Below are 26,950 nucleotides of genomic sequence, written 5' to 3' on the forward strand. Positions count from 1 at the left end.
CCGAGCCCTGGGGCCGCTCCTCCTGCCGTGACACCAACCGGCCGCCGCGAAGCCTGAGCGGCCAGTCTCCCGTGTCAGGATCTGCCCCGTTTCGCATCACCCCGTGGCGCCCACCCCCCGGCCAGTGCAATGGGCCCGTGGCGCCAGCGGTGCGGTGGTTCTGTGGCTGAGTGCCGGCCTGCCCGCCGCCCTGGCCGCTGAACCAGCAGCGAGCCCGCGGCTGCCCGCCGAGCCTCTGGCACTTCCGGCCGCACCGGTTGGGCAGTCCTCCGAACCATCCACCACCGGCCTGCCTGGCGATCCCGAAGAGTCCTCTGCCGCACGGGATCCTGCCGCCTCCCTGGCTCCCGCCGCCCAGGCAATCAGTGCTCCTCCCGACGCGGCCGCCCCCAGACCCGCTCGCATCGACGGCCCCGCCGGTGCCGAACAGGAGCCTCCCCTCGAGCTGCAGGTAAGCGCCAATGAACAGGGTTACGACTCCCGTCTGAACCGCTTCGTGGCGATCGGCAACGCCAGCGCCCTGATCGCCGGAGGACGGGTGCTCGCCGATCGGATCGAATACGACATCGACGGCCGCACTCTCTACGCGATCGGCAGCGTTCGCTTCCAGCGAGGACAGCAGTATCTGCAGGCCAGCCGGCTGCGATACAACCTGCTGGAGCTGGTCGGCGATCTGGAGGACGTCTACGGCGTTCTCGATCTCGACAGCACCCAGCAGGATCTCGACCTGGAAACGGCGCCGGCTGCACCCTTGCCACCGCCGGAGCCGGTGAGCTGCACGCCCCAGATGCCGCCGCTGCCGGACTGGCATCCCTACCCCTGGGCCGTGACCGCCTGGGGCGGCCAGATGGTGGATGCCAACTTCGGCGACACCTTTGTCTTTCAGGGCAACTGGCGGCCCGAGTACCTGATGGGCCTGGGGCTGCAGCGGCGCCTCCTGGATGGCGGCCCGCTGGCCCTCGAGCTGGACACCAACCTGATGGGCCACCGCGCCGCCCAGCAGCCCGGCGGCGGCTTCAACCAGGCCGTGCCCTTCGCCGATACGCCCTCCCAGAGCTTCGGCGAGATCACAGCCGGCATCGGCCTGCGCTTCTGGCTGCGGCCCTGGCTGAACCTCTACTTCGTGGAAGGGGTGAGCTTCAACACCAGCGTCAGCAACTACGAGAAGACCTTCCGCGAGAACTTCGCCCAGTTCCTCAACTACCTCGCCTTCGAGGCAGAGGCCCTCGTCCATCCCCAATGGTCGGTGGTGGGGCGGATCCATCACCGCTCCGGCGCCTACGGCACCTACAGCGGCGTCAAGGAGGGCAGCAACGCCTACCTGCTGGGCTTCCGCTATCGCTTCGGCCAGCGGGATCCCTCCCGCCAGTTCGCCCGGCTGGATGTGCCGATGCCGCCCTCCCTGGGCTGCCCGGGCAGCGCTCCACCCACTGGCGATCAATCGCCCAGCCTGGCCGAAAGCCTGGAAGACGTGGCCATGGGCCCCACCCAGGTCAAGGATGTGGGGACCAGCGAGCCCGAAGGCCCTCCCTCCACGCCTGTGCGCCGAAAGGCGCCGGCCAATGTCTGGCAGGAGGCACGGCAACGGGAGGCAGAGCGGCGCCAGGTGATCGCCGGGATCGATCAGCGCGTCAGCGAGGTGCAGTTCCAGCAGAGCTTCACGGCGCAGCGGCGCCGCTCCTTCGGCGACACCGACAGCGAGGGCACGACCCAGCTGAGCAACGACTTCGGCGCCGTCCGTCCTCCGCAGCTTCAGGATCTCAACGCACGCAGCAACCGCCAGCTGGTAACCGGCACGATCACGCGCTGGCGCTTCCAGGCCAAGCAGGTGCGCCTGGCCCCCGGCGAACTGCGGGCCGACCGGGCCTCCTTCACCAACGACCCCTACACGCCGGCCCAGAACTGGCTGGATTCCGAGCAGGTGGTGGCCACGCTGCAGCCGAACGGCGACACCCTGATCCGCGCGGGCCGCAACCGGCTGATCCTGGAAGACCGGCTGCCGATCCCGGTGACCCGCGAGACCCGGATCCAGAAGCAGGAGGAGGTGCAGAACCGCTGGGTACTCGGCAACGACGGCGAGGATCGCGACGGCTTCTTCATCGGCTACAAGATCCGGCCGCTGGAGATCGGCACGGACACCACCCTGACACTTCAGCCCCAGTTCCTGGTGCAGCGGGCGATCGAAGGCCGCACCGACAGCTATCCCCTGCCCGGTGAGCCAGCCGGCGCCTCCCCCCAAGAGCAGGGGATCACCGGCGCCGACATGTTCGGCCTCGAGGCCCAGCTCGAAAGCAAGCTGCTCGGCTTCGGGGTGAACGCCAACCTCGACATGTCCACCTTCAACCCGGAGAACATCCCCGACGGCACCCGCAGCTGGGGGGACCTGAGCCGCAAGCTTGACCTGCCGCTGGTGGGGAAAGGAACCCTGCGGCTGTTCGGCGCCTACCGCTACCGCGTCTGGAACGGCTCCCTCGGCGAGCAGGACATCTACAGCGCCTACGGCATCTCCCTGGAGGACAAGGGCAAGCTGCCCGCCTGGGGACAGTTGAGCGGCAACTACTTCTGGCGCTTCGGCGTGGGCCGCTACCAGGCCAATGCCTTCCAGAGCAGCAACCTGCTGGATCTCTGGCGCGGCAACGCCATCGTGGCCATCAACGCCAGCCTGCCCCTCTGGACCGGCCAGGCCCTTCCGCCCGGCCCGCTGGAGGGTCAGGCCAACCCCTACTCCGCCACGCCCGTGGTGCCGGGCGTGCGGCTGAACGCCAACCTGACGGGCACGGTGGCCTACTTCGGCGACGGCACCAACCAGAACACCCTGTCCCTCTCCGGCGGCCCCACGTTCACCCTGGGGCACTTCAGCAAGCCCTTCCTCGATTACACCGTGTTCTCGATCACCGGCGGCGGCACCCTGCGGGAGGGGGTGAGCCCCCTGAGCTTCGATCGGGCCGTAGACCTGGGCACCCTGGGCGTGGGCCTCACCCAGCAGCTGGTGGGTCCGCTGGTGCTCAGTGGCGGCATCGGCCTCAACGTGGACCCAAACTCCGAGTTCTACGGCGATGTCACCGGTTCCTACGTGGAACTGCGCTGGCAGCGGCGGGCCTATGAGATTGGCGTGTTCTACAGCCCCTACGAACAGCTGGGCGGCATCCGGGTGAAGCTGAACGACTTCAATTTCAAGGGCCCCGGCACACCCTTCGTGCCCTTCCATCCAGCCCAGGCCACTCCGCGCAGACCCTTCTGAGCCCGTCCGCACTGCTCGAATCCCGTCTGCACCGCCCCCACGAACCCTGACCCATGGGCTTCGATCCACGCAGCTGGGCCCGCACACCATCTCCGGGCCGTCAGGTCACCTGCAATATCGACTCCCTGCTGGCCGAGAACGAGGCCCTGCGGCAGGAGGTGCTGCAGCTACGCCAGCAGCTCGCCCAGCTCCAGACCCGGGGATTCCGCTCCGGCGTGAAGCCATCCCGCCCGGAGGAGACCACCGGCCCATCACCCCGCATCACGGTGGAGCAGGTGCGGCGCTGGGGCGAGGCCATGGCAGACCATCCCCGCTGGAGCGCGCTGCGCGTCGGGACCTCTCTGCGCCAGCCCGACACCCTGGTGTTCAGCGGCCTGAGGGGCCTGATCGAGGAGCGTCGCCGCCACGGGCAGGCTCCCCGCGCCGATCTGGAGCAGGAGCTCAATCGCCGCTCGCCAGGGCTCGGCACCGAGCTGCGCCAGGCCCTGCGCGGGCCCCAGAGCAAGGCCCGACTGGCGGTGAAGGCTGCCTTCGCGCTTTACAGCGTGCGCGCGCCGGAGTGGCTCAACGAAGCCCCGATGCGGGTGGTGGACGACCTCCTGGATCGGATCACCAGATTGGAGGCCGCCGCGCGCACAGAGCAGCAAGCGCAGCAGCACACGCAGAGGCAGCGGCAGGAGGACAAACAGGAACAGACGCGAAGGCAGAAACAGAACGCGCGGCAGCAGCAAACGCAGACCAAGCAGAAGCAACAGCGGCACCAGGAAGAGCAGAGACAGACGCACAGGCCACCGGCGGAGAACCGGGTCGGCATGGATCGGCAGAGGGCTGAGGCCCTGGATCTGCTGGGGCTGAGGTGGGGTGCCAGCCGCGAAGCGGTGAAGCAGGCCCACCGCCGGCTCGTGAAGACCCATCACCCCGATCGGGGCGGCAACGCCGCGTCCTTCCAGCGGATTCATGCCGCCTATCAGCTGCTGATCGCCTGAGCTGCTGATCGCCTGAACAACACCGGCCCACTGAGCATCAACGGCTCGGGATGCAGAGACGTCTCGCGGAACCAGGGGCGGCTCAGGCCGCCGAGAAGGACGTGAGATAAGGGAGCCGGGCTGCGGTGGCCCGCAGCTGGTCATCGTGGGCGAGCAGCTGGGAGGTGGCATCCCACTGGCCGCTGAGCAGCATGCGGCGGGGTCCATCGGCCAGGGTGAGGGGCCAGGAAGCGCCTTCCGAGATCACCGCAGCGGAGTCGGCAGCTGCGTTCAGGCTGACCCTCAGGGTGTCGAGGTCCACCACGACGCTCGAGGCTGGATCGGCCTCGATCGCGGCCTGCAGAGCCAGGGCATCGGCGTGGCTGACGCTGAGGCAGGGAATCCCCAGGGCCAGGCAGTTGCCGTAGAAGATTTCGGCGAAGCTCTCACCGATCACGGCCCGGATCCCCCAGCGCATCAGCGACTGGGGAGCATGTTCACGGCTGGAGCCACAACCGAAGTTGCGGTTCACCACCAGCACCGTGGCCCCCTGGTGCTCGGGGCGATCGAAGGGATGGGCACCCTTGAGCTCGGCGCGGTCGTCCGCGAAGGCCTGCTCCCCCAGGCCCTCGAAGGTGACGCACTTGAGGAAGCGGGCCGGGATGATCCGGTCGGTGTCGATGTCGTCGCCGCGCACCGCCACGGCGGTGCCGACCACCGAGGCGATCGCTCCGAAGGGGAAGGGGGCACTGATGCTGGTCATGGCGGCAGGCGAAGCGAGCGAAAGCGGAACAGGACGGAACAAGGGTGCCCGCCAGAGGCCTGGGGACAGGGGAAGGCGGAACGGTGCGGCGCAGGGGCAGCGGCAGGGACAGGAGAACGGCCAGCGGCAGCAGGGGAGGCGGCTGGAGCGGGCCGGCGCGGCAGCACTCCGGCCGGATCACCTCAGCCCGCGGCCGCCGGAACCGGTGCCCGATCCGGCGCCTTGGTGCCGGCCGTGTCCAGCAGGGTGCGCACATCGCTCACCTGGCCGCTGATGGCGGCAGCGGCCACCATCGCCGGGCTCATCAGCAGGGTGCGCCCGGAGGCCGAGCCCTGGCGCCCCTTGAAGTTGCGGTTACTGGAGCTGGCGCTGATCTGGCGGCCCTCCAGCCGGTCGGGGTTCATGGCCAGGCACATCGAGCAGCCGGGCTCGCGCCACTCGAAGCCAGCCTCGCGGAACACCCGATCGAGGCCCTCGGCCTCGGCTGCGGCGGCCACCTGCTCGGAGCCGGGCACCACGAAGGCCTTGATGCCGGGGGCCACGTGGCGTCCCTTCGCCACCGCGGCGGCAGCCTGCAGATCACTGAGACGACCGTTGGTGCAGCTGCCGATGAAGCACACATCCACCGGCAGGCCCGCGATCGGGGCGCCGGGGGTGAGGTCCATGTAGCGATAGGCCTCCTGCGCCAGGGGGCGTTCGTCGGGTTCGGTCTGCTCCAGGGTGGGCACCGCTTCATCCACGCCGATGCCCTGGCCCGGCGTGATCCCCCAGGTGACCGTGGGGGCGATGCTGGTGGCATCGAAGCGCACCTCGTCGTCGAAGACGGCATCAGGGCCGCTGGCCAGGGAGCTCCACCAGGCCACGGCCCGATCCCAGGCCTCGCCGCTCGGGGCGCAGGGACGGCCTTGGAGGTAGGCGAAGGTGGTGGCGTCGGGGTTGACGTAGCCGCAGCGGGCACCGCCCTCGATCGCCATGTTGCAGAGGGTCATGCGCTCCTCCATCGAGAGCGCCGCGATCGCCGGACCGGCGAATTCATAGGCGTAGCCCACGCCGCCCTTGACGCCGAGGCTGCGGATGATGTGGAGCACCAGATCCTTGGCATACACACCGTTCTGCAGGGCTCCGTCCACCCAGATCCGGCGCACCTTGAGCTTGCCCATCGCCAGGCTCTGGCTGGCCAGCACATCGCGCACCTGGCTGGTGCCGATCCCGAAGGCGATCGCCCCGAAGGCGCCGTGGGTGGAGGTGTGGGAGTCGCCGCAGGCGACGGTCATGCCGGGCTGGGTGAGACCCAGCTCCGGAGCGATCACGTGCACGATCCCCTGGCGGCCGCTGCCGAGGCCGTGCAGGGTGATGCCGTGCTCGGCGCAGTTGCGCTCGAGCGTGGCGAGCATCTCCTCGGCCAGCGGATCGGCGAAGGGCCGCGCCTGGGAGGTGGTGGGCACGATGTGATCCACCGTGGCAACGGTGCGCTCCGGATGGCGCACGCCCAGACCGAGATCCCGCAAGGCGGCGAAGGCCTGCGGGCTGGTCACCTCATGAATCAGATGCAGACCGATGAACAGCTGGGTGGAACCACCGGGCAGCTCGGCGACCTGGTGCAGGGTCCAGACCTTGTCGTAGAGGGTGCCGGCGCTCAAGGGTGTGCCTGTTTCCATCGAAAGTCCAGCCTAAGACGGGCGGGTGCGAGATCAGCGGGCCGGCCCCAGGCGCCAGGAACGCCAGCCGAAGCGCACCACCAGCAACCGCAACAGGAACACCAGCCACCAGGTGCATCCCATCGCCGCGGTGATCGGCCAGGTGAGCGGCTCGAAGCGGCCGGCGAAGGACCAGAGCAGGATCAGCACAAGGCTGCCGAGGATCGCCAGCTCTTCGTAGGGCTCACCCTGGAAGCTGCGCGGTTCGCGGCCACTCACCACATCCATGATCACCCCGCCGCCAGAACAGGTGAGGGCCGCCGACAGGGGCAGCCACCACCAGTCGAGCTGGGCCAGCAATGCCACCCGGGTGCCGATCACGGCAAAGGTGGCCAGGCCGATGCTGTCGCACACCGTGAAGACCGCACCCCAGACCGGCGACGCCAGCCGGCTGGGGCTGATCAGGTTGGACAGAACGGTGCCCAGCAGCAGCACCATCAGCACGATCACGAGATAGACGGGCTCACGGAAGAGACCCAGCGGCAGGCGATCACCGCCGATCAGCAGATCCCGGATCACGCCACCGCCCACGGCCGGCAGGAGCGTGAGCACAAAGGTGCCCCAGAGGTCGTAGCGACGTTGCAGTGCCCGCAGAAAACCGGCGAGGGCAAAGGCAGCGGTGCCGATCAGATCGAAATGCCGGTAGCGGCGGACCTGGGCCAGCCGCTGGATGTGGCTGCGGCCCTCCGGCCCGAGCGGCACCTGGGCCTCACCCTGCAGCGTCAGCAGAATCAGCGCCACCAGCAGCAGCAACAGCAGCAGCAGGGCCCAGGGGGCCCATCCATGCCGCCAGCGGACCCAGCGCGGCGAAGGACTGTCCATCAACGCTCCAAGGGCTCGCAGAGCAGTTGCGGCCCAGTCTGTCGCGGTACGGTGCCGCCATTCAACTGGTCATCGGAGCCGCCTGCCGGTGCAGCCGCAGGACCCCATCACCACCGTGATCGCCCAGCGGGTGCGGCCCGGTCGGGAGAACGACTACGAGGCCTGGATCAGCGGGATCATCCGCGAGAGCAGCGCCTGGACTGGCCACATGGGAACCCACGTGATCCGGCCCCAGCCCGGGGTGCGGCCGGAGTACGTGGTGATCTTCCGCTTCGACACCGACGACCACTTCCGCGCCTGGATGACCTCCGAGGCGCGCCGGCGCTGGATCGAGCGGGCCGAGCCGCTGGTGGCGAGCGATCCCCAGGTCCGACACATCTCGGGGCTGGAGGCCTGGTTCTCGCTGCCGGGGGAGGTGCTGCCACCGCCGTCGCGCCACAAGATGGCCCTGGTCACCTGGGTGGCCGTGTACACCTTGATCCGCCTGCTGAGCCAGGTGCTGGCCCCGCTGCTCCATCCCCTGCCGGCCTGGCTGGCCCTGCTGATCACCAGCGGCCTCACCGTGCTGCTGCTCACCTACGGCGTCATGCCCCGGCTCACGCGCCTGCTGAAGCGCTGGCTCTATCCCCGGGCAGCTCCAGCCGCAGCCGCAGACGATTCAGGGCCTCGCCGGCGGTGAGCGCCTGGATCCAGCCGCGGCCGCGGCTGGCGCCGAACCGCACCCCCTCGCTGCTGCTGCCATCCGGTCCGGCCACGGCGATGTGGACCAGGCCCACGGGCTTGTCGACGCTGCCGCCGCCCGGACCGGCGATACCGCTCACGGCAATGGCCCAGGTGGCCCCGGTGATGCGGCGCACCCCCTCGGCCATGGCGATCGCCACCGGATCGCTCACCGCCCCATCACCCTCCAGCGTGGCGGCGGGCACCGTGAGCAGGTCCTGCTTGACGCGATTGGCGTAGGCGATCACCCCACCCAGGAAGGCCTCAGACGCCCCCGGCACCGCCGCCAGGGCCGCGCCGATCCCGCCGCCTGTACAGGATTCAGCCACGGCCAGGGTCTCGCCGCGGCTGCGGAGCAGAGCCAGCACCACCGAGGCGAGGCTGTCGCTGTCGGCGCCATAGCACAGGGTGCTGGTGCGTTGACGCAACTCCGCCTCCACCGGCGCCAGCAGGGCTTCGGCTTCGCTGGCCGTGGCAGCGCAGGCCGTGATCCGCAGCTTCACCTCACCGGTGCCGGCGTAGGGGGCCACCGTGGGGTTCTCCAGGGCCAGCAGGTCGTGCACCTGCTCGGCCAGCGTGGATTCACCGATCCCCCAGAAGCGCAGCAGCCGGCTGGCGAACACCCCGGCGGCCAGGCCCTCCTGCCGCAACCAGGGAACGGCGGTCTGCTGCCACATCGCGTGGAGCTCGCTTGGCACACCCGGGAAGGTGAGCAGCGTGAAACCCGGCTGTACGGGGAACGGCAGCCCGACCGGATCGGGGGTCCAGATCATCCCCGGCGCAGTGCCGGTGGGATTGGGCAGCACAGCTGCCCCCTCGGGCAGCAGGGCCTGGCGTCGCAGGCTGTCCGACAGGGGCCGACCACGGGCGGCCACTTTGGCCTGGATGTCATCCCAGACCTCGGGATGCTCCATCAGCGGTGCTCCGAAGGCGGCGGCGATGGCGGCGGTGGTGAGGTCGTCGGGGGTGGGACCGAGACCTCCGGTGGTGATCAACAACCGGCAGCGACCCGCCGCCTCCTGCACGGCAGCGATCAGGCGCTCGCTGTTGTCACCCACCACCCCCTGGCGGAAGTGGGGGATTCCCAGGCCGGCCAGGGCTTCGGCAAGCCAGCGGGCATTGCCGTTGGTGATGTTGCCGAGCAGCAGCTCGGTCCCGACGCAGAGAACCTCAGCGCTGGCCATGGGAAGGACGTTCGGGGAGAGAGGAGGGCTCGCCCGGCTCCGCCCCATCCCACGGTTCCTCCTGCAGGCGGCGGCTGGCCACCACCACCCCGATCAGGATCGCGGTGGCCAGGGCCAGCCAGAGGAAGCGCAGTTCGGCATTGGCCAGCACCAGGGCCAGGGAAGCCAGCCACTGGGTGAACGCATAGATCAGCACCACGGTGCGGCGATGGCTGAAGCCGGCCCTGAGCAGGCGGTGGTGCAGATGGCGACGATCGGGATAGAAGGGCGAATGCCCCTCGCTGAGGCGTCCCATGATCACGGCCGACATGTCGGCCAGCGGCAGGGACAGGATCAGCAGAGGCAGCAGCAGGCTGACGCTGGTGAGGCCCTTGGCCGGGCCCACGATGCTGATCGCCGCCAGGGCGAAACCGAGGAAGTAGGAGCCGCCATCGCCCATGAAGATGCGGGCGGGGTTGAAGTTGTGGCGCAGAAAGCCCAGGCAGGCCCCCGCCAGGGCCGCAGCCAGCAGGCCCGCCGCCGGCTGATGCAGGCTGAAGCTGACCGAGAGCAGGCCCACGGCGGCGATGCCACTCACCCCGGCGGCCAGGCCGTCGAGGCCATCCAGCCAGTTGATCGCATTGGTGATCCCCACCAGCCAGATCACGGTGGCCAAAAGGCTCAGCGGTTCGGGCAGCACCAGCACCGGCGCCAGGGCATCGCCGAAGGAAAAGGGCAGCTCGATCGTACCGATCCGCACCCCTTCACCCCAGACCACCGTGGCCACGGCCACCTGACCGACCAGACGCGGCAGGGGCGGCAGAGCGAAGAGATCGTCCGCCAGGCCGATCACGAAGAAGCAGAGCGAGCCGGCCAGGGTGGTCCAGATCGCCGTGTCCTTGCTGACGGGCAACTCGGCGAAGCCACCGAAGGCCCAGGTGAGCATGAGCCCGAGGCTGAAACCAGCCACGATGCCGATGCCGCCGAGGCGCACCATCGGCGTGGTGTGCTGCTTGCGGGGATCAGGCTGATCGGTGAGCCCCCAGCGCAGACCCAGGCGCCGCACAACGGGCACGATCAGAGCCGTGAGCACCGACGCGGCGAAGAAGGTGAGCAGGGCCGCCGCGTTGGGGCTGTAGGCGAGGGTCACAGCAACGGGGCCGGTGGGGGTGCCAGGAGCGGGCCTTCGCGGGCCACCTTATGGACTCAGAGCCTGCTCAGGCGTGCTGCAGCTGACGCTCGGAAGCGTAGAGGGGGAAGCGATCGCAGAGCGCGGCCACCCGGTCGCGGCAGCGCTGCTCGATGGCGCCATCCTCCGGACTGAGCAGACGATCAGCGATCACATCAGCCACCTCCCGGAAGGCCTCCTGATCGAAGCCTCGGGTGGTGCAGGCGGCGGTGCCGAGCCGCAGGCCACTGGTCACGAAGGGGGACTGGGGGTCGAAGGGCACGGTGTTCTTGTTGGCTGTGATGTGCACGTCACTGACCAGCAGATCGGCCACCTTGCCGGTCATGCCGATACTGCGCAGGTCCAGCAGGACCAGATGGTTGTCGGTGCCGCCGCTCACCACATCGATGCCACGTTCGAGGACGCGCTCCGCCAGGGCCTGGGCATTGGCGATCACCTGCTTGCTGTAGGCGGTGAACTCGGGCTGCAGCGCCTCACCGAAGGCCACCGCCTTGGCAGCGATCACATGCTCCAGCGGGCCGCCCTGGCTGCCGGGGAACACGGCCTTGTCGAACTGGCGGCCGAATTCGGCATCGCCCGTAAGGATCAGGCCGCCCCGCGGACCGCGCAGGGTCTTGTGGGTGGTGGTGGTGACCACATGGCAATGGGGCACCGGGCTGGGATGCACGCCGGCCGCCACCAGACCGGCGATGTGGGCCATATCCGCCAGCAGCCAGGCACCCACCTCATCGGCGATGGCGCGGAAGGCGGCGAAGTCGATCGTGCGGGGGTAGGCGGAGTAGCCGCAGACGATCAGTTTCGGCCGGTGCTGCAGCGCCAGGGTGCGGATCGTGTCGTAGTTGAGCTGCTGGGTCTCGGGATCCACGCCGTAGTGCACCGCCTTGAACCATTTGCCACTCACATTCACCGGCGAGCCGTGGGTGAGGTGGCCGCCATGGCTCAGGTCCATACCCAGGATCGTGTCGCCGGGCTGGAGCAGGGCCAGGAAGACAGCGAAATTGGCCTGGGCGCCGCTGTGGGGCTGCACGTTGGCCCAGGCGGCACCGAACAGTTGCTTGGCCCGCTCGATCGCCAGCTCCTCGATCGCGTCGACGTGCTCGCAGCCGCCGTAGTAGCGCTTATGGGGCAGCCCCTCGGCGTACTTGTTGGTGAGCACCGAGCCCTGGGCCTCCATCACAGCGCGGGAGGCGAAGTTCTCCGAAGCGATCAGCTCCAGATGGGTCTGCTGGCGCTGGAGCTCCTTGCCGATCAGGGCCGCCACGGCCGGATCCCCGGCGACCAGGGGCTGGTTGAGCGCTGCCGAGGTGTCCGCCATGGGCCGGATGCGGGGGTTGCTCATCGTAATGAAACGGAGGGGTTCGTCTGCCGTCACAAACCTGCAGCGGCAGTCCTGGCGCGACAGACCCTCACCAAGCCAGGCGCGGAGGCCGGCCAAAAAAAAACCGCCCTTTTGGGACGGTGAAGAAGCGCGCCTGGAGAGATTCGAACTCCCGACCCTCTGATCCGTAGTCAGATGCTCTAATCCGCTGAGCTACAAGCGCGTGTGCAGGCATTTTGACCGCACGGGGGGCCCCTCCGTCAACCAACCGCCTCCAGCAGCCGCCCCCAACCAGCGGCCCCGCCGCGGCGCCGGAGCGGAGTGCAAGGGCGCCCCCCAGAATCGGGCCATCCCGTTCCGACCCGCCGCGGCGGAACCTCGCCCTCCCCCAGACCCATGCCGATCCGCTGGTACGGCCCCGCCGACCCGGGTGACCCCACCTACCGCCATTTCGAGCGGATCGTGAATCTCACCCTGCACGGCGCCGTGTTCGCGGCGGTGAACAGCGGCCTCTGGTTCCTGCAGGAGCTGCGCCATCCCTTCAGCCACCTCGACCTGGTGACCCTCACCTGGGGAGCCATGCTGCTGGTGCACGGCGGCGTGGTGATCGCCCTGCGCCCGCCCCGCCAGGATCCGGCCTGAGCGGACCCGGCTGCTGCTCCACCTGCTTCAGATCCCCCCACCGATTCCGGACACCGCCATGGGCATGGACGCCGCCACGATCCGACAGCTGACTGAGGCCCTGGCCGATCGGCTCTACCTGCAGGTGGCCGGCTGGCACCTCTATCTGGGCGATGCGGGCCTGGCCGAGACCCTGGCGATCGAATGCGTGGCCCGGCTGGAGCAGGGACCCGGCGTCTGTGCCCGTCAGGCCCTGGAGGCCGTGCAGGTACCGATCGGCGGCGGCAGCACCCGCCTGCCCCTGGCCCGCCTGATCCCCCCCGGCCAGCTGCGCGACCTGGAAGACGTGCTGCAGGAGTTTGGCTGATGCTGGCGAGGCCGATAGGGTTGCCGCTCCTGCGGACGGGACGTGCTGGTCATTGAGGTCACCAACGCCCGCGACGTGGTGCGGCAGCGCATCGGCCGCCTCGGAAGCCGTCTGATCGGCAAGGTGGTGGATGCCGAGGCCCAGGTGGAGAAGGTGCTGATCCAGGAACTTGAGAGCGCCTTCAAGGAATTCGGCATCGAGGCGCGCATCTTCTCGATCGACGGGCCCCAGATGGTGGGGCGCTCCCGCCTCGAGATCCCCCTGCACGTACGCGAGGAGCGGCAGGTGCGACTGCCGGATCCAGAATGAGGGCCAAGCGTTTTCGCAAGAGGCATTGTGCGGCAAGCGTGATCACACTGCTCGTGCGGTGATCAGCCACAGGGAGCCTTGGGACGTCCGGACCAACGCCCGGCCAACAGCCCTACAAACAGGCCGCCTCTCCCAGCTGAAACCGCCCTCATGCACCACCGAAGCCGGGGAACTGGAGACCCCCTCAGAGACCGCCAGGCTCACGGGCCGGCTTGTCCCAGTACACATTGATCACGTAGCCAGGGCGCTTGAAGGAGGGACCTGCACCCTCACGGTTGGTGCGTTCATAGGTCTTGCCCTGCTCAGCGGCAGGAAAGGCAAAGGCATAATGATTGAAATCGTTGATGTAGACATTGCCCTGCATCTGAGACCAGATACAGCGTCCTTTGAGCATCTCGCCGTTGTCGCGAACCATCTCGCAATACGCCACTGTCGAGTCGGCCAAGGCCGGGGTGGTGCTGACGACGACGGCCAGCGCGGCGAGTGCTGAGCGGTTCATGCGGTATGAGGGCCAGGAGCTTCAGTCAGTGTCACACGATCCGACTGGTCTGCAGCATCAGACCGATCGCGATCGCAAGGGTCGATTGCAGCATCGGCACCAGGATGATCGTCATCCGCTGCACCTGCCTGTGCTCGGGCACCGTGTGGAAGCGATAGCTGTCCAGTCCCAGAAGACCCATTCCACCCAGCGAGAGAAGAAGCACAGCGCGGAACAGCAGATCCGAAAGGCGGCGGCGCTCACGCTCGCAATGTGCGCAGGAGCGCCCAGGCCGAGAGGATCATCAACGCGGGCCAGATCAGCAGGAGATCGACCCTGATGTTCGCCTCCGGCGTTCTCAGTTGCACCAGCCATTCCCAGCCGGCATAAACCCCCCAGGCGATGGCCCCGATCCGCAGCGCGCCAGGATGGCGGGCAAGACCGGGCCAGCGGAACCGCAGGGCAAGATCAACCGCGATGAAGACCACGGCCACCAGCAGAATGGCCTGGGGCTTGCCGACGAACAGCGGCACGAGCAGATCCATGGCGTCGGGATCTTGAAGGCCGTTGCCGGAGCCGTGGCTGCCGACTGACAGCAGTAGCCATGGCAGACTAACAAATCTGTCCGTCAGAATGGCAATCGTGCCCGCGGCGCTCAACGCCTCCGATCACAACATTGTGTCGCGCAACGCGCAGAAGCTCCGAATGAACCGCACAAACCATCGTGTCGCCTGCAGCGTCGCCGCCATAGCCGTTCTGCTTCCGCTTGCCTCCCATGCGATGGACCCGGCGTATGCGAAGAAGCTCGAACAATCAGGCTGCACCCAGGCCACAGAAATGCAGGGTTGCGACATCAACAAGACCAAGGCCGAAAACGCCAAAGCGGGCTTCGGAACGGCACCGGCTGCCACAGCATCGACCTACGCCGGTCGCTGGGTCGCCAAGAACAGCGGAACTGGACAGACCGTCGCCGCCATCCAAATCGACAACAAGAATCAGGTGGTTGTCAACGGCAAGCCTGTGGCCAGCAGGCTCAGTGATGGGGCCCTGGTGTTCAAAACCGGCTTCATCACCTTCACGATTCAAGGCGATCCAAAGATCAGGAATGAGAGCCGTTGGTTTGATTCCGACGCCCAGACTTCCGGCCCGATTCGTCGCAAGTAATCCTTGAGCAGATTCAGGCGCGGAGCTGGCGTTTTTTTCAGCGAACGCTTAAGAGTTTGCTGAAAAACCCCGCCGCCTCTGCGAAAATAGGGCAACTGCCCCAGGTTTGATGCGAGGTCAGCAGGAGCGCAGCGGCTCCTTGTTCTCCTACGTCTCGATCGAGGAGCGGATCCCGACCAGCCATCCACTCAGGCGGATTCGCAAGCTGGCGGATCAGGCCCTCGATCGACTCAATCCCACCTTCTGCAGGTTGTATGCCTCAGAAGGGAGACCATCGGTGCCGCCAGAGCAGCTGCTGCTGGCCTCGTTGTTGCAGGCGTTCTACGGCATCCGCTCCGAGAGGCTGCTGCTGGAGCAGGTCCACTACAACCTGCTGTTCCGCTGGTTTGTGGGCTTGAGCCCTGACGATGCGATCTGGCATCCGACCACATTCACCAAGAATCGTGATCGGCTCCTCACTGACGACGTCATGGGGCTGTTCCTGGAGAAGCTGATGGGAGCACCCGAGGTCAAACCGCTGCTCAGTGACGAGCACTTTTCGGTGGACGGCACGTTGCTCCAGGCCTGGGCGTCACACGCTTCCTTGGAGCGGATCGATGGCCAGGAGGATCCTCCGCCTCCGCCCACAGGTCCTGGCGAAGGATTCGGTGCTCCCAAAGAGGGAAAGAAGCGCGCCAAAGGGGACTTTCGCGGCATCAAGCTCAGCAACGAGACCCACCGCTCCAGCACCGATCCTGAGGCACGGCTGGCCCGGAAATCGAATGCCCATCCAGCGCAGCTGAGCTATCGGGGCCATGTCCTCATGGACAACCGCCACGACCTGATCGTCGATTGCCGCGTCACCCAGGCCACGGGCACCGGTGAGCGGGATGCCGCCAAAGAGATGGCAGCAGACCTCACCGGTGCCCACCAGAAGACCGTCGGCGCCGACAAGAACTACGACACCAAAGGGTTTGTCGCTGAGATGCGGCGGATCGGTGTCACGCCCCACGTGGCCCAGAACACGGCCCGCAGCGGTGGCTCAGCCATTGATGGCCGCACCACCCGTCACGTGGGCTACTCCAAATCGATCAACGCCCGCCGGGGGATCGAAAAGGTGTTTGGTTGGATCAAGGCGTTCGGAGGGCTGCGCCAGTTCAAACTGCGCGGTACCGAGAAGGTCGGCGCCGTGTTTGGCCTGCATGTGATCGCCTACAACCTGATCCGCCTGGGCAACCTGCTCAAGCCCGCGATGGAGGCGGCATGAACAGCCCGTTGTCCAGAGGTGTGCCCAATAGGCCTCAACCAATGCCTTGCAGAGAGGCCAACGATGCCGAAATCGGGCTGTTTGCGGCTCTGATAGCCGCCGATCCGTCTTTTTGAGCCGGAAATCCACTGATGCCTGTGGAAAACTGGCTCGTGGGTTGGTTTTTCAGCAAACTCTTAAGAGTTTGCTGAAAAAGCCCCGAGGCCGTCATGCCTTGAGCCTGACCTTTGGGCGCAGCGCCCGTGAACACTGGGCTCGAAGTCAGGCGTTCCCGGGCTGAATGGCCCTTGACGGGGTTTTTCAGCAAGCTCTTAACGCCCCCCGCCGGGCAGGCGTGCCAGCAATTGCCTCTGCATCTGGCGCGCCTCCGGCACCCCAGCGGCACTGGCAGCGAGGCCATAGATCGCCAGCCCCAGCCCGGCGCAGAGACTGGTCTGCAGCAGGCGTCCCAACAGGCCCGCCGGCCAGGCCACCCACACCGACAGGGCCCAGGCCACCAGTGCAGCAGCCAGGGCCGCCAGCAGCAGCAGCAGGGTGTCTCGCGCCCAGAGGCGCAGCGGCATCGCCCCCAGCCGTGCCTGCAGGGCCAGCAGCAGGCCGGCGCAGGTGATCAGATTCACCGCCACCGTGGCGAGCACCAGGCCCGGTGCCCCGAAGTTGAGGGCCGGCAGCTGCAGACCCCAGGGGCTGGGGCCACCCACCAGAAGCCAGTCGAACGCCACATTGAGGCCAATGCCGGCCATCGAGAAGCGGAACGGCGTGGTGCCGTCGCCCAGGGCATAGAACACCCGCACCAGCACATCGCGGGCCAGATAGGCCGGCATGCCCACGCCGTAGGCCATCAGGAGTCCACCCACCAGGGCGGCGGCGCCGGCATCGAAGGCGCCACGCTCGTAGATCAACGCCACGATCGGCCCGGCCAGGGCCACCATCAGCGCCCCCAGCGGCAGCATGCTGGCGTTGGAGAGCATCAGACCCTGGCGGATGCGGGCGATCAGCTCAGGCCGATCAGCGGGAGCGGTGAGCCGGGCGAACACCGGCAGCAGCGGCACCAGCAGGGCGTTGGAGAGCAGGCCCAGGGGCGTCTGCACCAGCAGGTTGGCGTACCCCAGACCCGCTGCAGCCCCCACGATCCCGGAGGCGAAGAACAGATCGGTGAACACATTGATCTGCAGCATTCCCGAGGAGAGCGTCGCCGGCCCCATCACCTGGAGCACCTCGCGGACGCCCGGATCGCGCCAGTCCCACACCAGGCGGAAGTGGCCCAGGCCCTGGCGGGCCAGGGCAGGCAGCTGAATCAGCCACTGCAACACCGCCCCCAGCGTGGTGCTGCCCGCCAGCACGATGCCGCCGATCAGGGCCGTGGCCGGCAGGGTGATTGCCGCCCCCAGCTGCCACCAGAGCAGGCCGATGCCACCGATCACGGCCACGCTGGAGAGCAGCGGACTCACCGCCGGCAGCCAGAATTCATCGGCGGCGTTCAGGGCGCCGAAGCCAAGGCCGATCAGACCGGCGAACAGGGCCATCGGCGCCATCCAGCGCAGCTGCTGCACGGCGATGTCGTGGCGGGTGGCCTCCAGGCCCGGCCCAACGAGGTCGATCAAGGGATTGGCCGCGATCACCAGAATCAGGGTCACCCCCAGCAGTCCGACGCCCACCAGGGTGTTCATCGCCGCCAGCACGTGGGCGCCCTCCTGGCGGGGTCGACGCGCCAGCACGCTCACCATGGCGCTGTGAAAAGGCCCGTTGATGCCCCCCAGCAGGATCAGCAGGAAGCCGGGCAACACATAGGCGTAGTTGTAGGCGTCGTAGGCGGCCCCCACGCCGAAGGCTGCGGCGATGACCTGCTGCCTCACCAGCCCCGCCACTTTGCTCAGGCCTGTGGCCACGGCCACGATCAGGGCGATGCGGCGCAGGGATTTCGCCATCCGGTTCGATCCAGGGCCAGAACTGCGGGGGATTCTCCACCGCTGTCCTGTGCCGCCCCCCCTGACCGCGCCGGCGACGGGGCCGGCACAGAATCCCGGTAGTGGCGGCGCAACCCTTGGCTTCGAAGCAATCGGTGTCGCAGGCCACGCCGCCTGACCTGTCGCCCGCCTTGCCAACACGGGGCCTGGACCAGCTGGTGCTGCCCTTCGAGGGCCTGCGGCAGGGGGTGCTGCTCAAGCGCTACAAGCGCTTCCTGGCGGACGTGCAGCTCGACGACGGCACCGTGGTCACGGCCCACTGCGCCAACACCGGCCCGATGACCGGCGTGCTCCATCCCGGTGGCCGGGTGCGGCTGCGCTACGCCCCTTCCCCCAGCCGCAAGCTCGCCTGGACCTGGGAGCAGGCGGAGGTGCCGGGGGCCGAGGGGACGCCGCTCTGGGTGGGCATCAACACGGCCCTGCCCAACCGCCTGGTGCGGGCCACGATCGAAGCGGGCCTGCTGGAGCCCTGGCTGGGGCCGATCGCATCGGTACGGGCCGAGGTGCCCTATGGCCAGGGGCGGCGCAGCCGCATCGACCTGCTGCTCACCCCGGCCGAGGGCAGCGCCGATCCCCGCCCGATCTACCTGGAAGTGAAGAACACCACCTGGACCCGCGGCGATCTGGCCCTCTTCCCCGACACCGTGACCGAGCGGGGTCAGAAGCACCTCGAGGAACTGATCGGGGTGCTGCCCGAGGCGCGGGCCGTGCTGCTGCCCTGCCTGAGCCGCTCCGACGTGCGTCGCTTCGCGCCGGGTGATTCAGCCGATCCCCGCTACGGCGAGCTGTTCCGCCAGGCCCTGGCGGCGGGGGTGGAGGTGCTGCCCTGCATCTACGACGTGCAGGCCGATGGGGTGCGCTGGCGCGGCCTGGCCGCGGTACAGCCCCACAGCGACGACGGGGGGTGAGGCCCCGCTGCCGGCCCCACCAGCCGCGGCACCCCCCATAGAGTTGCCCAACCCGTGCCAGGCCGCTGTGGATACCCGCGCCTTCAAACGCTCGCTGCATCACTCGGAGCGTTACAACCGCCGCGGCTTCGGCCTCGGCGAGGAGGTGGCCGGCAGCCTGCAGACGGCTTACCAGAGCGATCTGATCGCCACCCTGCGCGAGAACGGCCACACCCTGCAACGCGGCCGCCTGACGGTGCGGCTGGCCGAAGCCTTCGGCTTCTGCTGGGGGGTGGAGCGGGCCGTGGCCATGGCCTACGAGACCCGGCGCCATTACCCAAGCGAACGGATCTGGATCACCAACGAGATCATCCACAACCCCTCGGTGAACGATCACCTGCGGCAGATGAACGTGCTGTTCATCCCGGTCGAGGGTGGCGTCAAGGACTTCTCCGACGTGGCCCGTGGCGACGTGGTGATCCTGCCCGCCTTCGGCGCCACCGTGCAGGAGATGCAGCTGCTCAACGAGCGCGGCTGCCACATCGTGGACACCACCTGTCCCTGGGTCTCGAAGGTGTGGAACACGGTGGAGAAGCACAAGAAGCACGCCTTCACCTCGATCATCCACGGCAAGGTGAAACACGAGGAGACCCTCGCCACCAGCTCCTTTGCGGGCACCTACCTGGTGGTGCTCGACCTGGCCGAGGCCCAGATGGTCTGCGATTACATCCTCGGCCGCGGCACCGCCGACCGCGACGCCTTCATGGCCCGCTTCGCCAAGGCCTGTTCCCCCGGCTTCGATCCCGACCGTGACCTGTTCCGGGTGGGCGTGGCCAACCAGACCACCATGCTCAAGAGCGAAACCGAGGAGATCGGCCGCCTGGTGGAGCGCACCATGCTGGAGCGCTTCGGTCCGGTGGAACTGAACGAGCATTTTCTGGCCTTCAACACCATCTGTGACGCCACCCAGGAACGGCAGGACGCGATGTTCTCCCTGGTGGATGAGCCCCTCGATCTGATGGTGGTGATCGGCGGCTACAACTCCTCCAACACCACCCACCTGCAGGAGATCGCGGTCAGCCGCGGCATCCGCTCCTTCCACATCGACACCCCCGAGCGGATCGGACCGGGCAACCGGATCGAGCACATGCCCCTCGGCGCCGAGCTGGCGGTGGAAGATCCCTTCCTGCCGGACGGGCCGATCCGGGTGGGCATCACCTCAGGCGCCTCCACGCCGGACCGGGTGGTGGAAGACGTGATCGAGCGGCTGATCGGCCTGACCTCCTGAATCACCCACAGGCCTGATCACCTGAATCACCCGATGACCGTGCTGCCTCTGCAGCGGCAGCAGCCTCTGAAATCGGGGAACCACCGCAGAAGGGCCTCGATGGCAAGGATTCCTTTACATTGTTTGATGGCTTGGCCGGTGGGGCTGCCGCTTCGTCCGTTGCCTGTCCCGCTTTGACGACGACCGCCCTGAGCGATCTCCACTCCAACCCCATGAGCGACGCCGCTGCCGCCGAGGGTTTCGAGCCGATGGCCCCAGAGGTGAGCTTGCGGGATGGCGACGATGATCGGGTGCGGCGCTATGCCTCCACCTTCGCCGACCTGATGGAAATGCGGGCTCCTGCCGAGCAGGTGGGCCAGTACCTGGATCGCCACGAAGGCTGGTTCCGGCGCTGCGCCGCCCCGATGACCGTTCAGCCCCATGGCAGCAACGGCTATGTGCTCACCCTGGGGCGTTTCGGCAATTTCGGCTTTGAGGTGGAGCCCACGATCGGCCTGGAACTGCTCCCCCAGGCTGAAGGCGTCTACCGGATCGTGACCTTGCCACCGCAGGTGATGGCCGGAACAGGGCTGGAGGGCCTCTACGACGTCGACTTCAACGCCGCCCTGCGGCTTGATGAAACCACGCCAGAGAACGAGGAAGACGGTCCACTCACCCTGGTGCGCTGGGAGCTGGATCTGAGCGTCTGGATCCGGTTGCCCAAGGTGATCACCCTGCTGCCGGACTCACTGGTGCAGAGCAGCGGCGACCATCTGCTCCGCCAGATCGTGCGGCAGATCTCACGTCGCCTCACCTGGAAGGTGCAGGAGGATTTCCACGCCACCCACGGGCTCGCCTGTCCGCCGCGGCGCCGTGCCCAGTTCTGAGGCGGCAGCACACCGGCTCAGAATCGGGCTGGGCCTGCAGGATCTGGATCCGTCTCAGCGGCTGGTCCAGATCTTGTTGACGATCTGCATGCCGCTCAACGCCTGCCAGAGGAACAGGGTCATCACGCTCATGTTCAGACCCACGTGCACCTTGCGGGCGATCAGATTGCCCTGCTGCATCAGCGGCGAGAGCGCCGAAGCCAGGGCGATCAGGGAGGTCATGGCGATGCCCACCAGCAGGTGCGGCCCCACGAACAGCTTGCCGTTGTTGAGGTAGGTGACGGCCATGCCGCCGAAGGTGCCCAGCACCATCACCGCCAGCACGACGCTGCCGAGCTGGTAGTGGCGCCGGGCGAACTGCCCCTTGATCAGCTCCTTGCGATCTTCGGCCGCGGCGGTGCGGGTCTTCTTGGCCTTGATGCCGAGCAGCATGGCGTAGCCCGAGAGGGCCAGCAGCCCCCACATCATCAGGGGATGCAGGAAGTTGAGGCCGAAGGCCAGGGAGCTGGGAAGGGCGATGGGCATGGCGGGATTCGGCCGCTCAGGGGCGGCTCGGGGGATGGCAGCGAAGCTACAACTCACCGCCAACTCAGTGCAGGAAGTGGCGCCGGCCGGTGCAGACCATCGCCAGGCCGAGGTCATCGCAGGCGCTGATCGAGTCGCCATCCCGCACGCTGCCGCCCGGCTGGATCACGGCGCTGATGCCGTGGGCCGCGGCCAGCCGCACCGTGTCGTCGAAGGGGAAGAAGCCATCACTGGCGAGCACCGCACCCTGGGCCCGTTCGCCGGCCGCCTCCAGGGCCAGCCGCGCCGATCCCACCCGGTTCATCTGACCGGCACCGATGCCGAGGCTCTGGCCGCCACGGGCGACGCTGATGGCATTGGAGCGCACATGGCGCACCACCCGCCAGGCGAAGCGCAGGTCGTCAAGCTCCGCCTCCGTGGGCTGGCGGCGGCTCACCACCTGCCAGGCGTCTTCCTCCACGGGCTGATCATCGAACGCCTGGACCAGCACGCCACCGAGCACGCTGCGCAACTGCTGGTGCGGCGCAGCGGCGATGGCGGCTGGGCTGAGCTCCAGCAGGCGCAGGTTGGCCTTGGCCGCCAGGGCGGCGCGGGCGTCGGCGTCGTAGGCCGGTGCCACCACGCACTCCAGGAACAGGCCGGTGAGATGGGCCGCTGCCGCGCCATCCACCGGGCCGTTCAGCGCCACGATGCCGCCGAAGGCCGACACCCGATCCGCATCCAGGGCGCGCAGCAGGGCCTCGGCGCTGCTGCTGCCGGTGGCGACGCCGCAGGGATTGGTGTGCTTCACCACCACCGCCGCCGGCTGCTGGCGCTGCTCGCCGTAGCCGAACTCCCGCACGGTGGCCAGCGCGGCCTCCAGGTCGATGAGGTTGTTGTAACTGAGTTCCTTGCCCTGCAGCTGGCTTGCCGCGCCCCAGCCGGCGGCAGGCGCGCTGTACCAGGTGGCACGTTGGTGAGGATTCTCGCCGTAACGGAGGCTCTGGCGCGCCGGCAGGTCCAGTCGCAGGGGCGCGGCCACCGCAGACTCGCCCGTGCCGGAGGTCGCTGCCGCAGGCTGCTCAGCCGCCAGACGCTCCGCCAGCCAGGTGCTGATGGCGGCGTCGTAGGCAGCGGTGTGGCGGTAGGCCGCCAGGGCCAGCTGCCGGCGCAGGGCCCGGTCCACCCGGCCGGCGGCCAGGGCTTCCAGGAAGCTGGGGTACTGGTCCGGATCGGTCAGCACCGCCACGTCGTCGTGGTTCTTGGCAGCGGCGCGCACCATCGCCGGCCCGCCGATGTCGATGTTCTCGATCGCCGTCTCAAAGGCCACGGCCGGATCGGCCACGGTTTCGCGGAAGGGATAGAGGTTCACCACCACCACATCGATGGCCTCGATGTCCTGGGCGGCCAGGTCGGCAAGATGCGAGGCCTCGGAGCGGCGGGCCAGGATGCCGCCATGGATGCGGGGGTGCAGTGTCTTGACCCGGCCGCCGAGGATCTCGGGAGCTCCGGTGTGCTCAGCCACCTTGGTGACGCTCAGGCCAGCGGCGGCCAGGGCCGCGGCGGTGCCGCCACTGGAGATCAGCCGGTAGCCGGCCTGCAGCAGGCCCTGAGCCAGGGGCACCAGATCCCGCTTGTCGGACACACTCAGGAGGGCCGTGGGCGCCATGGCGGCAGATGAGGGGGCGTAAGGCCCAACCTACGCAGCAGACCCTGGGCTGCTCCACCGGTGCCACGGCCCCGCTATCGCTTGGTCCAGTCCTGCGGCCCCTGCATGGTGCAGACAGCCCTGCAGGGCCTCTCCGCATGATTGGAACGCTCCTGCCGTCGACGCCATGACCAGCCCCTTCTCCCCGGACCCTGAGCAGATCCGCCTCGGCCCGGACCAGGCGGCCACGCGGCTGGTGCTGCTGCATGGCTGGGGGGCCGATGCCGACGACCTGCTCGATCTGGGCGCGTTGCTGGTGGGCCCGGAGGTGAGCGTGGTGGCACTGCGGGCGCCCGATCCCCATCCCGCAGGCCAGGGGCGGCAGTGGTACGACCTGCAGCAGCCGGAATGGCCGCAGTTGCCCCAGGCCCGCCGGGATCTGCGCCAGCGGCTCGAGCAACTGGCGACCAGTGTTCCCCTGGCGAACACGGCGCTGCTGGGCTTCTCCCAGGGAGCCGCCATGGCGATCGATGTGGGCACCAGCGCTGACAGCGAGGGGCTGCCACTGGCGGCGCTGGTGAGCTGCAGCGGCTACCCCCATCCCGGCTGGCAGCCAGGCCCTCTGCACATGGCTGTGCTGCTCACCCATGGCGAACAGGACCCGGTGGTGCCCTTCGCGGCCAGCCTCGAGCTGGAGCGCCAGCTCACCGGCGTTGCACAGGCACAACATCCGGTGCAACGCCTGGCTTTCGCCGGCGGCCACACGATCGATGAAGACCTGCTGCCGCGGATCCGCGCCTTTCTGGCCCAGCACCTGCAAGCCTCGACAGCTGGCTGTTGAGGCATGCGTGATCTTGGGTGACCTTCAGCCGCCCCCGAGATTCAGAACGCGATGCAGGACGTGATGAGCGCCAGGGATCGTGATGCAGGAGCCAGCGAGCCCAGCGACCCGTGAGGTGCCGTGGCCGCTGGCTCCGTTCCGCTGCCGCCCTCAAACGAAGGCGTACTCGTATTCCTCCATTTCCTCCCAGTCGTCCGAGGCCATGGCTTCCAGACCTTCGAACAGCACCTCCTCGCCGATCTGATCGACAATCAGACGCAGGGAGGGGAAGAGGAAGTGGTTCTCTTCGGCGTACTGAGCGCTGAACAGGCCCTTCTCACCCCAGAAGAAGCGGTCCGTGGTGTGCTCGTTGCGGCGCACGTTGAGGATGGCCGGAGCTTCCAGTCCCACTTCGGCAATGTAGCGACGCGCCGCGGTGACCGGCTTGTGGGAGCCGGTTTCGAGGTTGTGGGTGGAGACATGGGCCAGAACACGCTGGCCGGCGAGGCGGCGACGGCTGATCCGCTTGCGCTTTTTCGACATGACACGGCTCCCGCGGGCGGGAGGCTGAGAGAGGAGGGAAGGAGGGACGACAGATTCAGCCGGCAAGCCGAGCTGAACCGTGTCATCCGCGGCTCCAGCAAAGAAGCCACGGAAGACGCCCAAACGTCTGTCGTCCGGAACGGATCACCGCAGACGTTTTCGGAAAAACGCCTGCGGTGGCCGCGTCATCAACAACGTCTGAACCCGCGGCGGCGGAGCTCAGACCAGGAGAGGGAGGCGAACCTGGCTCTGCTGTAGCCTCATTTGCGGAGAAGCGCAACATGTTGGCCGTGACGACTGCGACTTACCGTCCGCTCGCGGACTGGGAAGTATTGGTCGATACCAGGATCTTAAGACTTTTTCTGGAATTTTCAACGCCCTCCCCGGACTTCTTCCGCGAACTCCCTCGCCGTCTCTGCTGATGCAGGTCTCCGAGCGGTTTCTGGCCCTGCTGACCAGCCAGCTGGCCCAGTTCGCCGACCGCGAAGACCTGAAGTCTGTGGTGGTGTATCTGGCCCTGCCTGGGGCAGACGGACGCCTCAGCCTGATGCCGGTGGGCCAATGGCCCCGTGATGGCAGGGCCCTGCCGGCGGTGGCCTCGGATCGCACCCTGCAGATGCCCGCCGAAGGCCGCCGCTGGTTGCCCCTGCGCCACGACCGGGCCCTGCTGGGGGCCCTGCAGGTGGAGAGTCGCAGCCTCAGCTGGCCGATGCCGCTGGTGGAGCGGCTCGAGGCGGTGGCCCACTGCCTCACCGAGGCCCTGCGGATCGATCTGGAACGGCAACATCTCCTGCAGCGCCAGCAGCGCCAGGACGAACAGCTGCGGCTGCTGATCCATCAGCTGCGCAATCCCCTCGCCGCCCTGCGCACCTTCGCCCAGCTGCTGCGGCGCCGGCTTGAGCAGGACAGCAGCAGCCGTCCCCTGGTGGACGGACTGCTGGCGGAGGAACGCCAGCTGAACCGCTATGTGGAAGCCATCAGTGCCCTGGCGCCGCCGGAGGCCCTGACGGGCAGCAGCGGCACCACGCCCCTGCTGCTGCCTCCGGTGCTCGCCGGACCGGAAGGCCAGCCCCTGGAGGAGGTCCTGGAGCCGCTTCTGCAGCGGGCCGCCGCCACTGCGGCACTGCAGAAGCGGCCCTGGCAGGGCCCGTCGTCGCTGCCGAGCTGGCGTGGCGACAGCGGTGCGGTGGCCGAAATCCTCGCCAACCTTCTGGAGAACGCCTTCCGCTACAGCCCCGCCGGAGCGGCCGTGGGCCTGCTGGTCGGCCGCAGCGACGGGCGGCTCAGCCTCACCGTGTGGGACGCCGGGCCCGCGATTCCAGAGCCGGAGCGGCAGGCGATCTTCGGGCGCGGCGTGCGGGGCACGGCCGGTCAGCAACTCGCCGGCACCGGGCTCGGCCTGGCCCTGGGCCGGGACCTGGCCCGCCAGATCGGCGGCGACCTGGAGCTGCTGATCCCGCCATCCCGTATCGATCCAGCCCTGCCGCCGCAGGGCAACGGCTTCCGGCTCAGCCTGCCTGCAGCGGCAGAAGCGCCAGCAGCGCAGCCGTGAGCAGCAGGCTGAGGGCCTCCACCCACTCCACGCAGGCGCCGTAGCTGTCGCCGCTGTGGCTGCCGAGCCGCCGGCCCAGCCACAGGGGCACCAGCACCGCCGGCAGCACCCCCACCGCTCCGGCCAGCAGGGACAGCCAGGATTGCGGGGCCGCGCCGGGGCTGAATCCCGCCGCCCCAGCGGCCGCCACCAGCAGCACAACCCCGGCCAGCACCAGCAGCGATGGACGCAGTTCCAGCGCCAGGCCGCGCCAGTGATGGCGGTGGAACGCACCCGTGCCGCGGGCACTGCGGTAGGGGAAGCGGTCCATGGCGATCAGGGGGGACAGCCGCGCCCAGAAGGCGGCCCAGACCAGGGCGGCCGGAGCGGCTGCCGCGGCGGCGGCCGCCAGCCAGACGAGGGCGGCGAGCCGCACCAGCAGCAACTGGGCAAAGGCCTGCACGCCACTGGCCCCCACCCGGCTGTCGGCCATGGCTTCGAGGCAGCGATCGCCGGCCGCCAGCCCATCGGCGGTATCCATGGCGCCATCGCTGTGCAGGCCGCCGCTGAGGGCCAGGCCCAGCACGATCACCAGGGCCGCCTGGGTGAAGGCCGGCGCTCGCCCCGCCAGCAGCAGCCACACCATCGCCTGCAGCCCGCCCAGCACCAGGCCGATCCAGGACGCGAAGCGGGCGATCCGGCTGAAGCGGGGCCGCGGCCACGGCCAGGCCGGCAGTACCGAATAGAAGACCCAGGCGCCGGCCAGATCCGGCAGCCAGCCGTCTCGTCCGTCGGGGTTGGGACCGAGGGGGTGGGGCGGTGGTGGCGCGGCA

27 protein-coding genes and 1 tRNA gene are annotated in these 26,950 nt (G+C 68.4%); 13 read left to right on the forward strand and 15 right to left on the reverse strand.

The annotated features are described in order from the left end of the window. Window positions 1-103 precede the first annotated feature (103 nt). Window positions 104-3,241, forward strand: a complete 3,138-nt coding sequence (locus H8F26_RS02855) for a DUF3769 domain-containing protein (RefSeq protein ID WP_231605428.1) — start codon at window positions 104-106, stop codon at window positions 3,239-3,241. A 53-nt stretch (window positions 3,242-3,294) separates the two neighbouring features. After that, the gene (locus H8F26_RS02860; protein WP_197157330.1) at window positions 3,295-4,227 is read left to right on the forward strand and encodes a J domain-containing protein; all 933 of its coding nucleotides are present in this window, start codon (window positions 3,295-3,297) and stop codon (window positions 4,225-4,227) included. Between the two features lie 82 nt (window positions 4,228-4,309). Here the strand turns inward: H8F26_RS02860 and H8F26_RS02865 are convergent, their stop codons facing one another. The 3 genes from H8F26_RS02865 to H8F26_RS02875 all read right to left on the reverse strand — a co-directional run bounded on the left by H8F26_RS02865 (window position 4,310) and on the right by H8F26_RS02875 (window position 7,488). Further along, the gene (locus tag H8F26_RS02865; protein WP_197157332.1) at window positions 4,310-4,969 is read right to left on the reverse strand and encodes a 3-isopropylmalate dehydratase small subunit 2; all 660 of its coding nucleotides are present in this window, start codon (window positions 4,967-4,969) and stop codon (window positions 4,310-4,312) included. A 182-nt stretch (window positions 4,970-5,151) separates the two neighbouring features. Further along, window positions 5,152-6,609: a 3-isopropylmalate dehydratase large subunit gene (gene leuC / locus H8F26_RS02870; protein ID WP_197157334.1), complete on the reverse strand. Its 1,458-nt coding sequence runs from the start codon at window positions 6,607-6,609 to the stop codon at window positions 5,152-5,154. Window positions 6,610-6,660: 51 nt separating this feature from the next. Next, complete coding sequence (locus H8F26_RS02875; RefSeq protein ID WP_197157336.1) at window positions 6,661-7,488, reverse strand: trimeric intracellular cation channel family protein; 828 nt, start codon at window positions 7,486-7,488, stop codon at window positions 6,661-6,663. A gap of 88 nt (window positions 7,489-7,576) precedes the next feature. Between H8F26_RS02875 and H8F26_RS02880 the strand changes: the two genes are divergently transcribed. Beyond that, window positions 7,577-8,167: an antibiotic biosynthesis monooxygenase gene (locus tag H8F26_RS02880; RefSeq protein ID WP_197157338.1), complete on the forward strand. Its 591-nt coding sequence runs from the start codon at window positions 7,577-7,579 to the stop codon at window positions 8,165-8,167. Here H8F26_RS02880 and H8F26_RS02885 read toward each other — a convergent pair. The 4 genes from H8F26_RS02885 to H8F26_RS02900 form a co-directional block, all read right to left on the reverse strand. Further along, entirely contained in the window at window positions 8,085-9,392 is a 1,308-nt protein-coding gene (locus H8F26_RS02885; protein ID WP_197157340.1) for a competence/damage-inducible protein A, read from the reverse strand. The two genes, H8F26_RS02880 and H8F26_RS02885, sit on opposite strands and share 83 nt — an antisense overlap. Next, window positions 9,379-10,521, reverse strand: a complete 1,143-nt coding sequence (locus H8F26_RS02890) for an MraY family glycosyltransferase (RefSeq protein ID WP_197157342.1) — start codon at window positions 10,519-10,521, stop codon at window positions 9,379-9,381. The genes H8F26_RS02885 and H8F26_RS02890 overlap by 14 nt, the downstream gene beginning before the upstream one ends. 67 nt (window positions 10,522-10,588) lie before the next feature. After that, window positions 10,589-11,875, reverse strand: a complete 1,287-nt coding sequence (glyA, locus tag H8F26_RS02895; protein ID WP_197158934.1) for a serine hydroxymethyltransferase — start codon at window positions 11,873-11,875, stop codon at window positions 10,589-10,591. Between the two features lie 152 nt (window positions 11,876-12,027). After that, window positions 12,028-12,101 (reverse strand) — tRNA-Arg (locus H8F26_RS02900). Window positions 12,102-12,274: 173 nt separating this feature from the next. On the opposite strand from H8F26_RS02900, the gene H8F26_RS02905 reads away from it, so the two are divergent. Genes H8F26_RS02905 through H8F26_RS02915 form a run of 3 tightly spaced genes read left to right on the forward strand, consistent with a single transcriptional unit; the run spans window position 12,275 to window position 13,175 of the window. Next, window positions 12,275-12,520, forward strand: a complete 246-nt coding sequence (locus tag H8F26_RS02905; protein WP_197157344.1) for a hypothetical protein — start codon at window positions 12,275-12,277, stop codon at window positions 12,518-12,520. 58 nt (window positions 12,521-12,578) lie between these two features. Further along, window positions 12,579-12,866 carry a DUF3181 family protein gene (locus H8F26_RS02910; protein ID WP_197157346.1) on the forward strand — a complete coding sequence of 96 codons (288 nt, stop codon included), beginning with the start codon at window positions 12,579-12,581 and terminating at the stop codon, window positions 12,864-12,866. 42 nt (window positions 12,867-12,908) lie between these two features. Next, window positions 12,909-13,175: a cytochrome-c oxidase gene (locus H8F26_RS02915; protein ID WP_197157348.1), complete on the forward strand. Its 267-nt coding sequence runs from the start codon at window positions 12,909-12,911 to the stop codon at window positions 13,173-13,175. Window positions 13,176-13,359: 184 nt separating this feature from the next. On the opposite strand, the gene H8F26_RS02920 is transcribed toward H8F26_RS02915, so the two are convergent. Genes H8F26_RS02920 through H8F26_RS02930 form a run of 3 tightly spaced genes read right to left on the reverse strand, consistent with a single transcriptional unit; the run spans window position 13,360 to window position 14,312 of the window. Further along, the gene (locus tag H8F26_RS02920) at window positions 13,360-13,674 is read right to left on the reverse strand and encodes a hypothetical protein (protein ID WP_197157350.1); all 315 of its coding nucleotides are present in this window, start codon (window positions 13,672-13,674) and stop codon (window positions 13,360-13,362) included. Between the two features lie 31 nt (window positions 13,675-13,705). Then, window positions 13,706-13,855: a hypothetical protein gene (locus H8F26_RS02925; protein WP_197157352.1), complete on the reverse strand. Its 150-nt coding sequence runs from the start codon at window positions 13,853-13,855 to the stop codon at window positions 13,706-13,708. Window positions 13,856-13,913: 58 nt separating this feature from the next. Next, the gene (locus H8F26_RS02930; RefSeq protein ID WP_197157354.1) at window positions 13,914-14,312 is read right to left on the reverse strand and encodes a hypothetical protein; all 399 of its coding nucleotides are present in this window, start codon (window positions 14,310-14,312) and stop codon (window positions 13,914-13,916) included. On the opposite strand from H8F26_RS02930, the gene H8F26_RS02935 reads away from it, so the two are divergent. Beyond that, a complete protein-coding gene (locus tag H8F26_RS02935; RefSeq protein ID WP_197157355.1) occupies window positions 14,296-14,817 on the forward strand; it encodes a hypothetical protein in 522 nt (173 codons plus the stop codon). The genes H8F26_RS02930 and H8F26_RS02935 overlap by 17 nt on opposite strands. A 109-nt stretch (window positions 14,818-14,926) precedes the next feature. Beyond that, a complete protein-coding gene (locus tag H8F26_RS02940; protein WP_197153730.1) occupies window positions 14,927-16,063 on the forward strand; it encodes an IS5 family transposase in 1,137 nt (378 codons plus the stop codon). Window positions 16,064-16,374: 311 nt separating this feature from the next. On the opposite strand, the gene murJ is transcribed toward H8F26_RS02940, so the two are convergent. Next, window positions 16,375-17,991, reverse strand: a complete 1,617-nt coding sequence (gene murJ, locus H8F26_RS02945) for a murein biosynthesis integral membrane protein MurJ (RefSeq protein ID WP_197157356.1) — start codon at window positions 17,989-17,991, stop codon at window positions 16,375-16,377. A gap of 170 nt (window positions 17,992-18,161) precedes the next feature. Here murJ and sfsA point away from each other — a divergent pair, with 170 nt between their 5' ends. The 3 genes from sfsA (at window position 18,162) to H8F26_RS02960 (ending at window position 21,071) form a co-directional block, all read left to right on the forward strand. Further along, complete coding sequence (gene sfsA / locus H8F26_RS02950) at window positions 18,162-18,938, forward strand: DNA/RNA nuclease SfsA (protein WP_197158935.1); 777 nt, start codon at window positions 18,162-18,164, stop codon at window positions 18,936-18,938. 67 nt (window positions 18,939-19,005) lie between these two features. Continuing rightward, a complete protein-coding gene (locus H8F26_RS02955; RefSeq protein WP_197158936.1) occupies window positions 19,006-20,205 on the forward strand; it encodes a 4-hydroxy-3-methylbut-2-enyl diphosphate reductase in 1,200 nt (399 codons plus the stop codon). Between the two features lie 212 nt (window positions 20,206-20,417). After that, window positions 20,418-21,071, forward strand: a complete 654-nt coding sequence (locus tag H8F26_RS02960; RefSeq protein ID WP_197158937.1) for a DUF1997 domain-containing protein — start codon at window positions 20,418-20,420, stop codon at window positions 21,069-21,071. A 54-nt stretch (window positions 21,072-21,125) separates the two neighbouring features. Here the strand turns inward: H8F26_RS02960 and H8F26_RS02965 are convergent, their stop codons facing one another. Together H8F26_RS02965 and purH are read right to left on the reverse strand one after the other, a co-directional pair. Then, window positions 21,126-21,596: a DUF4079 domain-containing protein gene (locus H8F26_RS02965; RefSeq protein WP_197157357.1), complete on the reverse strand. Its 471-nt coding sequence runs from the start codon at window positions 21,594-21,596 to the stop codon at window positions 21,126-21,128. Between the two features lie 64 nt (window positions 21,597-21,660). Then, window positions 21,661-23,244 (reverse strand): bifunctional phosphoribosylaminoimidazolecarboxamide formyltransferase/IMP cyclohydrolase, encoded by a 1,584-nt coding sequence (gene purH, locus H8F26_RS02970; protein WP_197157358.1) that lies wholly within the window; start codon window positions 23,242-23,244, stop codon window positions 21,661-21,663. A 166-nt stretch (window positions 23,245-23,410) separates the two neighbouring features. Here purH and H8F26_RS02975 point away from each other — a divergent pair, with 166 nt between their 5' ends. Next, window positions 23,411-24,064, forward strand: a complete 654-nt coding sequence (locus tag H8F26_RS02975) for an alpha/beta hydrolase (protein WP_197157359.1) — start codon at window positions 23,411-23,413, stop codon at window positions 24,062-24,064. A gap of 150 nt (window positions 24,065-24,214) precedes the next feature. Here the strand turns inward: H8F26_RS02975 and H8F26_RS02980 are convergent, their stop codons facing one another. Further along, complete coding sequence (locus tag H8F26_RS02980) at window positions 24,215-24,586, reverse strand: DUF3155 domain-containing protein (protein ID WP_197157360.1); 372 nt, start codon at window positions 24,584-24,586, stop codon at window positions 24,215-24,217. 421 nt (window positions 24,587-25,007) lie between these two features. Between H8F26_RS02980 and H8F26_RS02985 the strand changes: the two genes are divergently transcribed. Beyond that, on the forward strand, window positions 25,008-26,138 hold the full coding sequence (locus H8F26_RS02985) for a sensor histidine kinase KdpD (RefSeq protein ID WP_197157361.1): 1,131 nt from the start codon (window positions 25,008-25,010) through the stop codon (window positions 26,136-26,138). On the opposite strand, the gene H8F26_RS02990 is transcribed toward H8F26_RS02985, so the two are convergent. Beyond that, window positions 26,095-26,892 carry an adenosylcobinamide-GDP ribazoletransferase gene (locus H8F26_RS02990; RefSeq protein WP_231605690.1) on the reverse strand — a complete coding sequence of 266 codons (798 nt, stop codon included), beginning with the start codon at window positions 26,890-26,892 and terminating at the stop codon, window positions 26,095-26,097. The two genes, H8F26_RS02985 and H8F26_RS02990, sit on opposite strands and share 44 nt — an antisense overlap. Window positions 26,893-26,950: the final 58 nt, after the last annotated feature.

This window comes from Synechococcus sp. CBW1006, assembly GCF_015840525.1.
GTDB lineage: Bacteria > Cyanobacteriota > Cyanobacteriia > PCC-6307 > Cyanobiaceae > CBW1002.

Excerpts from the sequence above, each read along its gene's own strand:
- H8F26_RS02860 (WP_197157330.1), top strand. The coding sequence starts at position 3,295 with ATGGGCTTCGATCCACGCAGCTGGGCCCGCACACCATCTCCGGGCCGT.
- H8F26_RS02865 (WP_197157332.1), bottom strand. The coding sequence starts at position 4,969 with ATGACCAGCATCAGTGCCCCCTTCCCCTTCGGAGCGATCGCCTCGGTG.
- H8F26_RS02875 (WP_197157336.1), bottom strand. The coding sequence starts at position 7,488 with ATGGACAGTCCTTCGCCGCGCTGGGTCCGCTGGCGGCATGGATGGGCC.
- H8F26_RS02885 (WP_197157340.1), bottom strand. The coding sequence starts at position 9,392 with ATGGCCAGCGCTGAGGTTCTCTGCGTCGGGACCGAGCTGCTGCTCGGC.
- glyA (WP_197158934.1), bottom strand. The coding sequence starts at position 11,875 with ATGGCGGACACCTCGGCAGCGCTCAACCAGCCCCTGGTCGCCGGGGAT.
- H8F26_RS02905 (WP_197157344.1), top strand. The coding sequence starts at position 12,275 with ATGCCGATCCGCTGGTACGGCCCCGCCGACCCGGGTGACCCCACCTAC.
- H8F26_RS02910 (WP_197157346.1), top strand. The coding sequence starts at position 12,579 with ATGGGCATGGACGCCGCCACGATCCGACAGCTGACTGAGGCCCTGGCC.
- H8F26_RS02920 (WP_197157350.1), bottom strand. The coding sequence starts at position 13,674 with ATGAACCGCTCAGCACTCGCCGCGCTGGCCGTCGTCGTCAGCACCACC.
- H8F26_RS02925 (WP_197157352.1), bottom strand. The coding sequence starts at position 13,855 with ATGGGTCTTCTGGGACTGGACAGCTATCGCTTCCACACGGTGCCCGAG.
- H8F26_RS02940 (WP_197153730.1), top strand. The coding sequence starts at position 14,927 with ATGCGAGGTCAGCAGGAGCGCAGCGGCTCCTTGTTCTCCTACGTCTCG.
- murJ (WP_197157356.1), bottom strand. The coding sequence starts at position 17,991 with ATGGCGAAATCCCTGCGCCGCATCGCCCTGATCGTGGCCGTGGCCACA.
- H8F26_RS02960 (WP_197158937.1), top strand. The coding sequence starts at position 20,418 with ATGAGCGACGCCGCTGCCGCCGAGGGTTTCGAGCCGATGGCCCCAGAG.
- H8F26_RS02965 (WP_197157357.1), bottom strand. The coding sequence starts at position 21,596 with ATGCCCATCGCCCTTCCCAGCTCCCTGGCCTTCGGCCTCAACTTCCTG.
- purH (WP_197157358.1), bottom strand. The coding sequence starts at position 23,244 with ATGGCGCCCACGGCCCTCCTGAGTGTGTCCGACAAGCGGGATCTGGTG.
- H8F26_RS02975 (WP_197157359.1), top strand. The coding sequence starts at position 23,411 with ATGACCAGCCCCTTCTCCCCGGACCCTGAGCAGATCCGCCTCGGCCCG.
- H8F26_RS02980 (WP_197157360.1), bottom strand. The coding sequence starts at position 24,586 with ATGTCGAAAAAGCGCAAGCGGATCAGCCGTCGCCGCCTCGCCGGCCAG.
- H8F26_RS02985 (WP_197157361.1), top strand. The coding sequence starts at position 25,008 with ATGCAGGTCTCCGAGCGGTTTCTGGCCCTGCTGACCAGCCAGCTGGCC.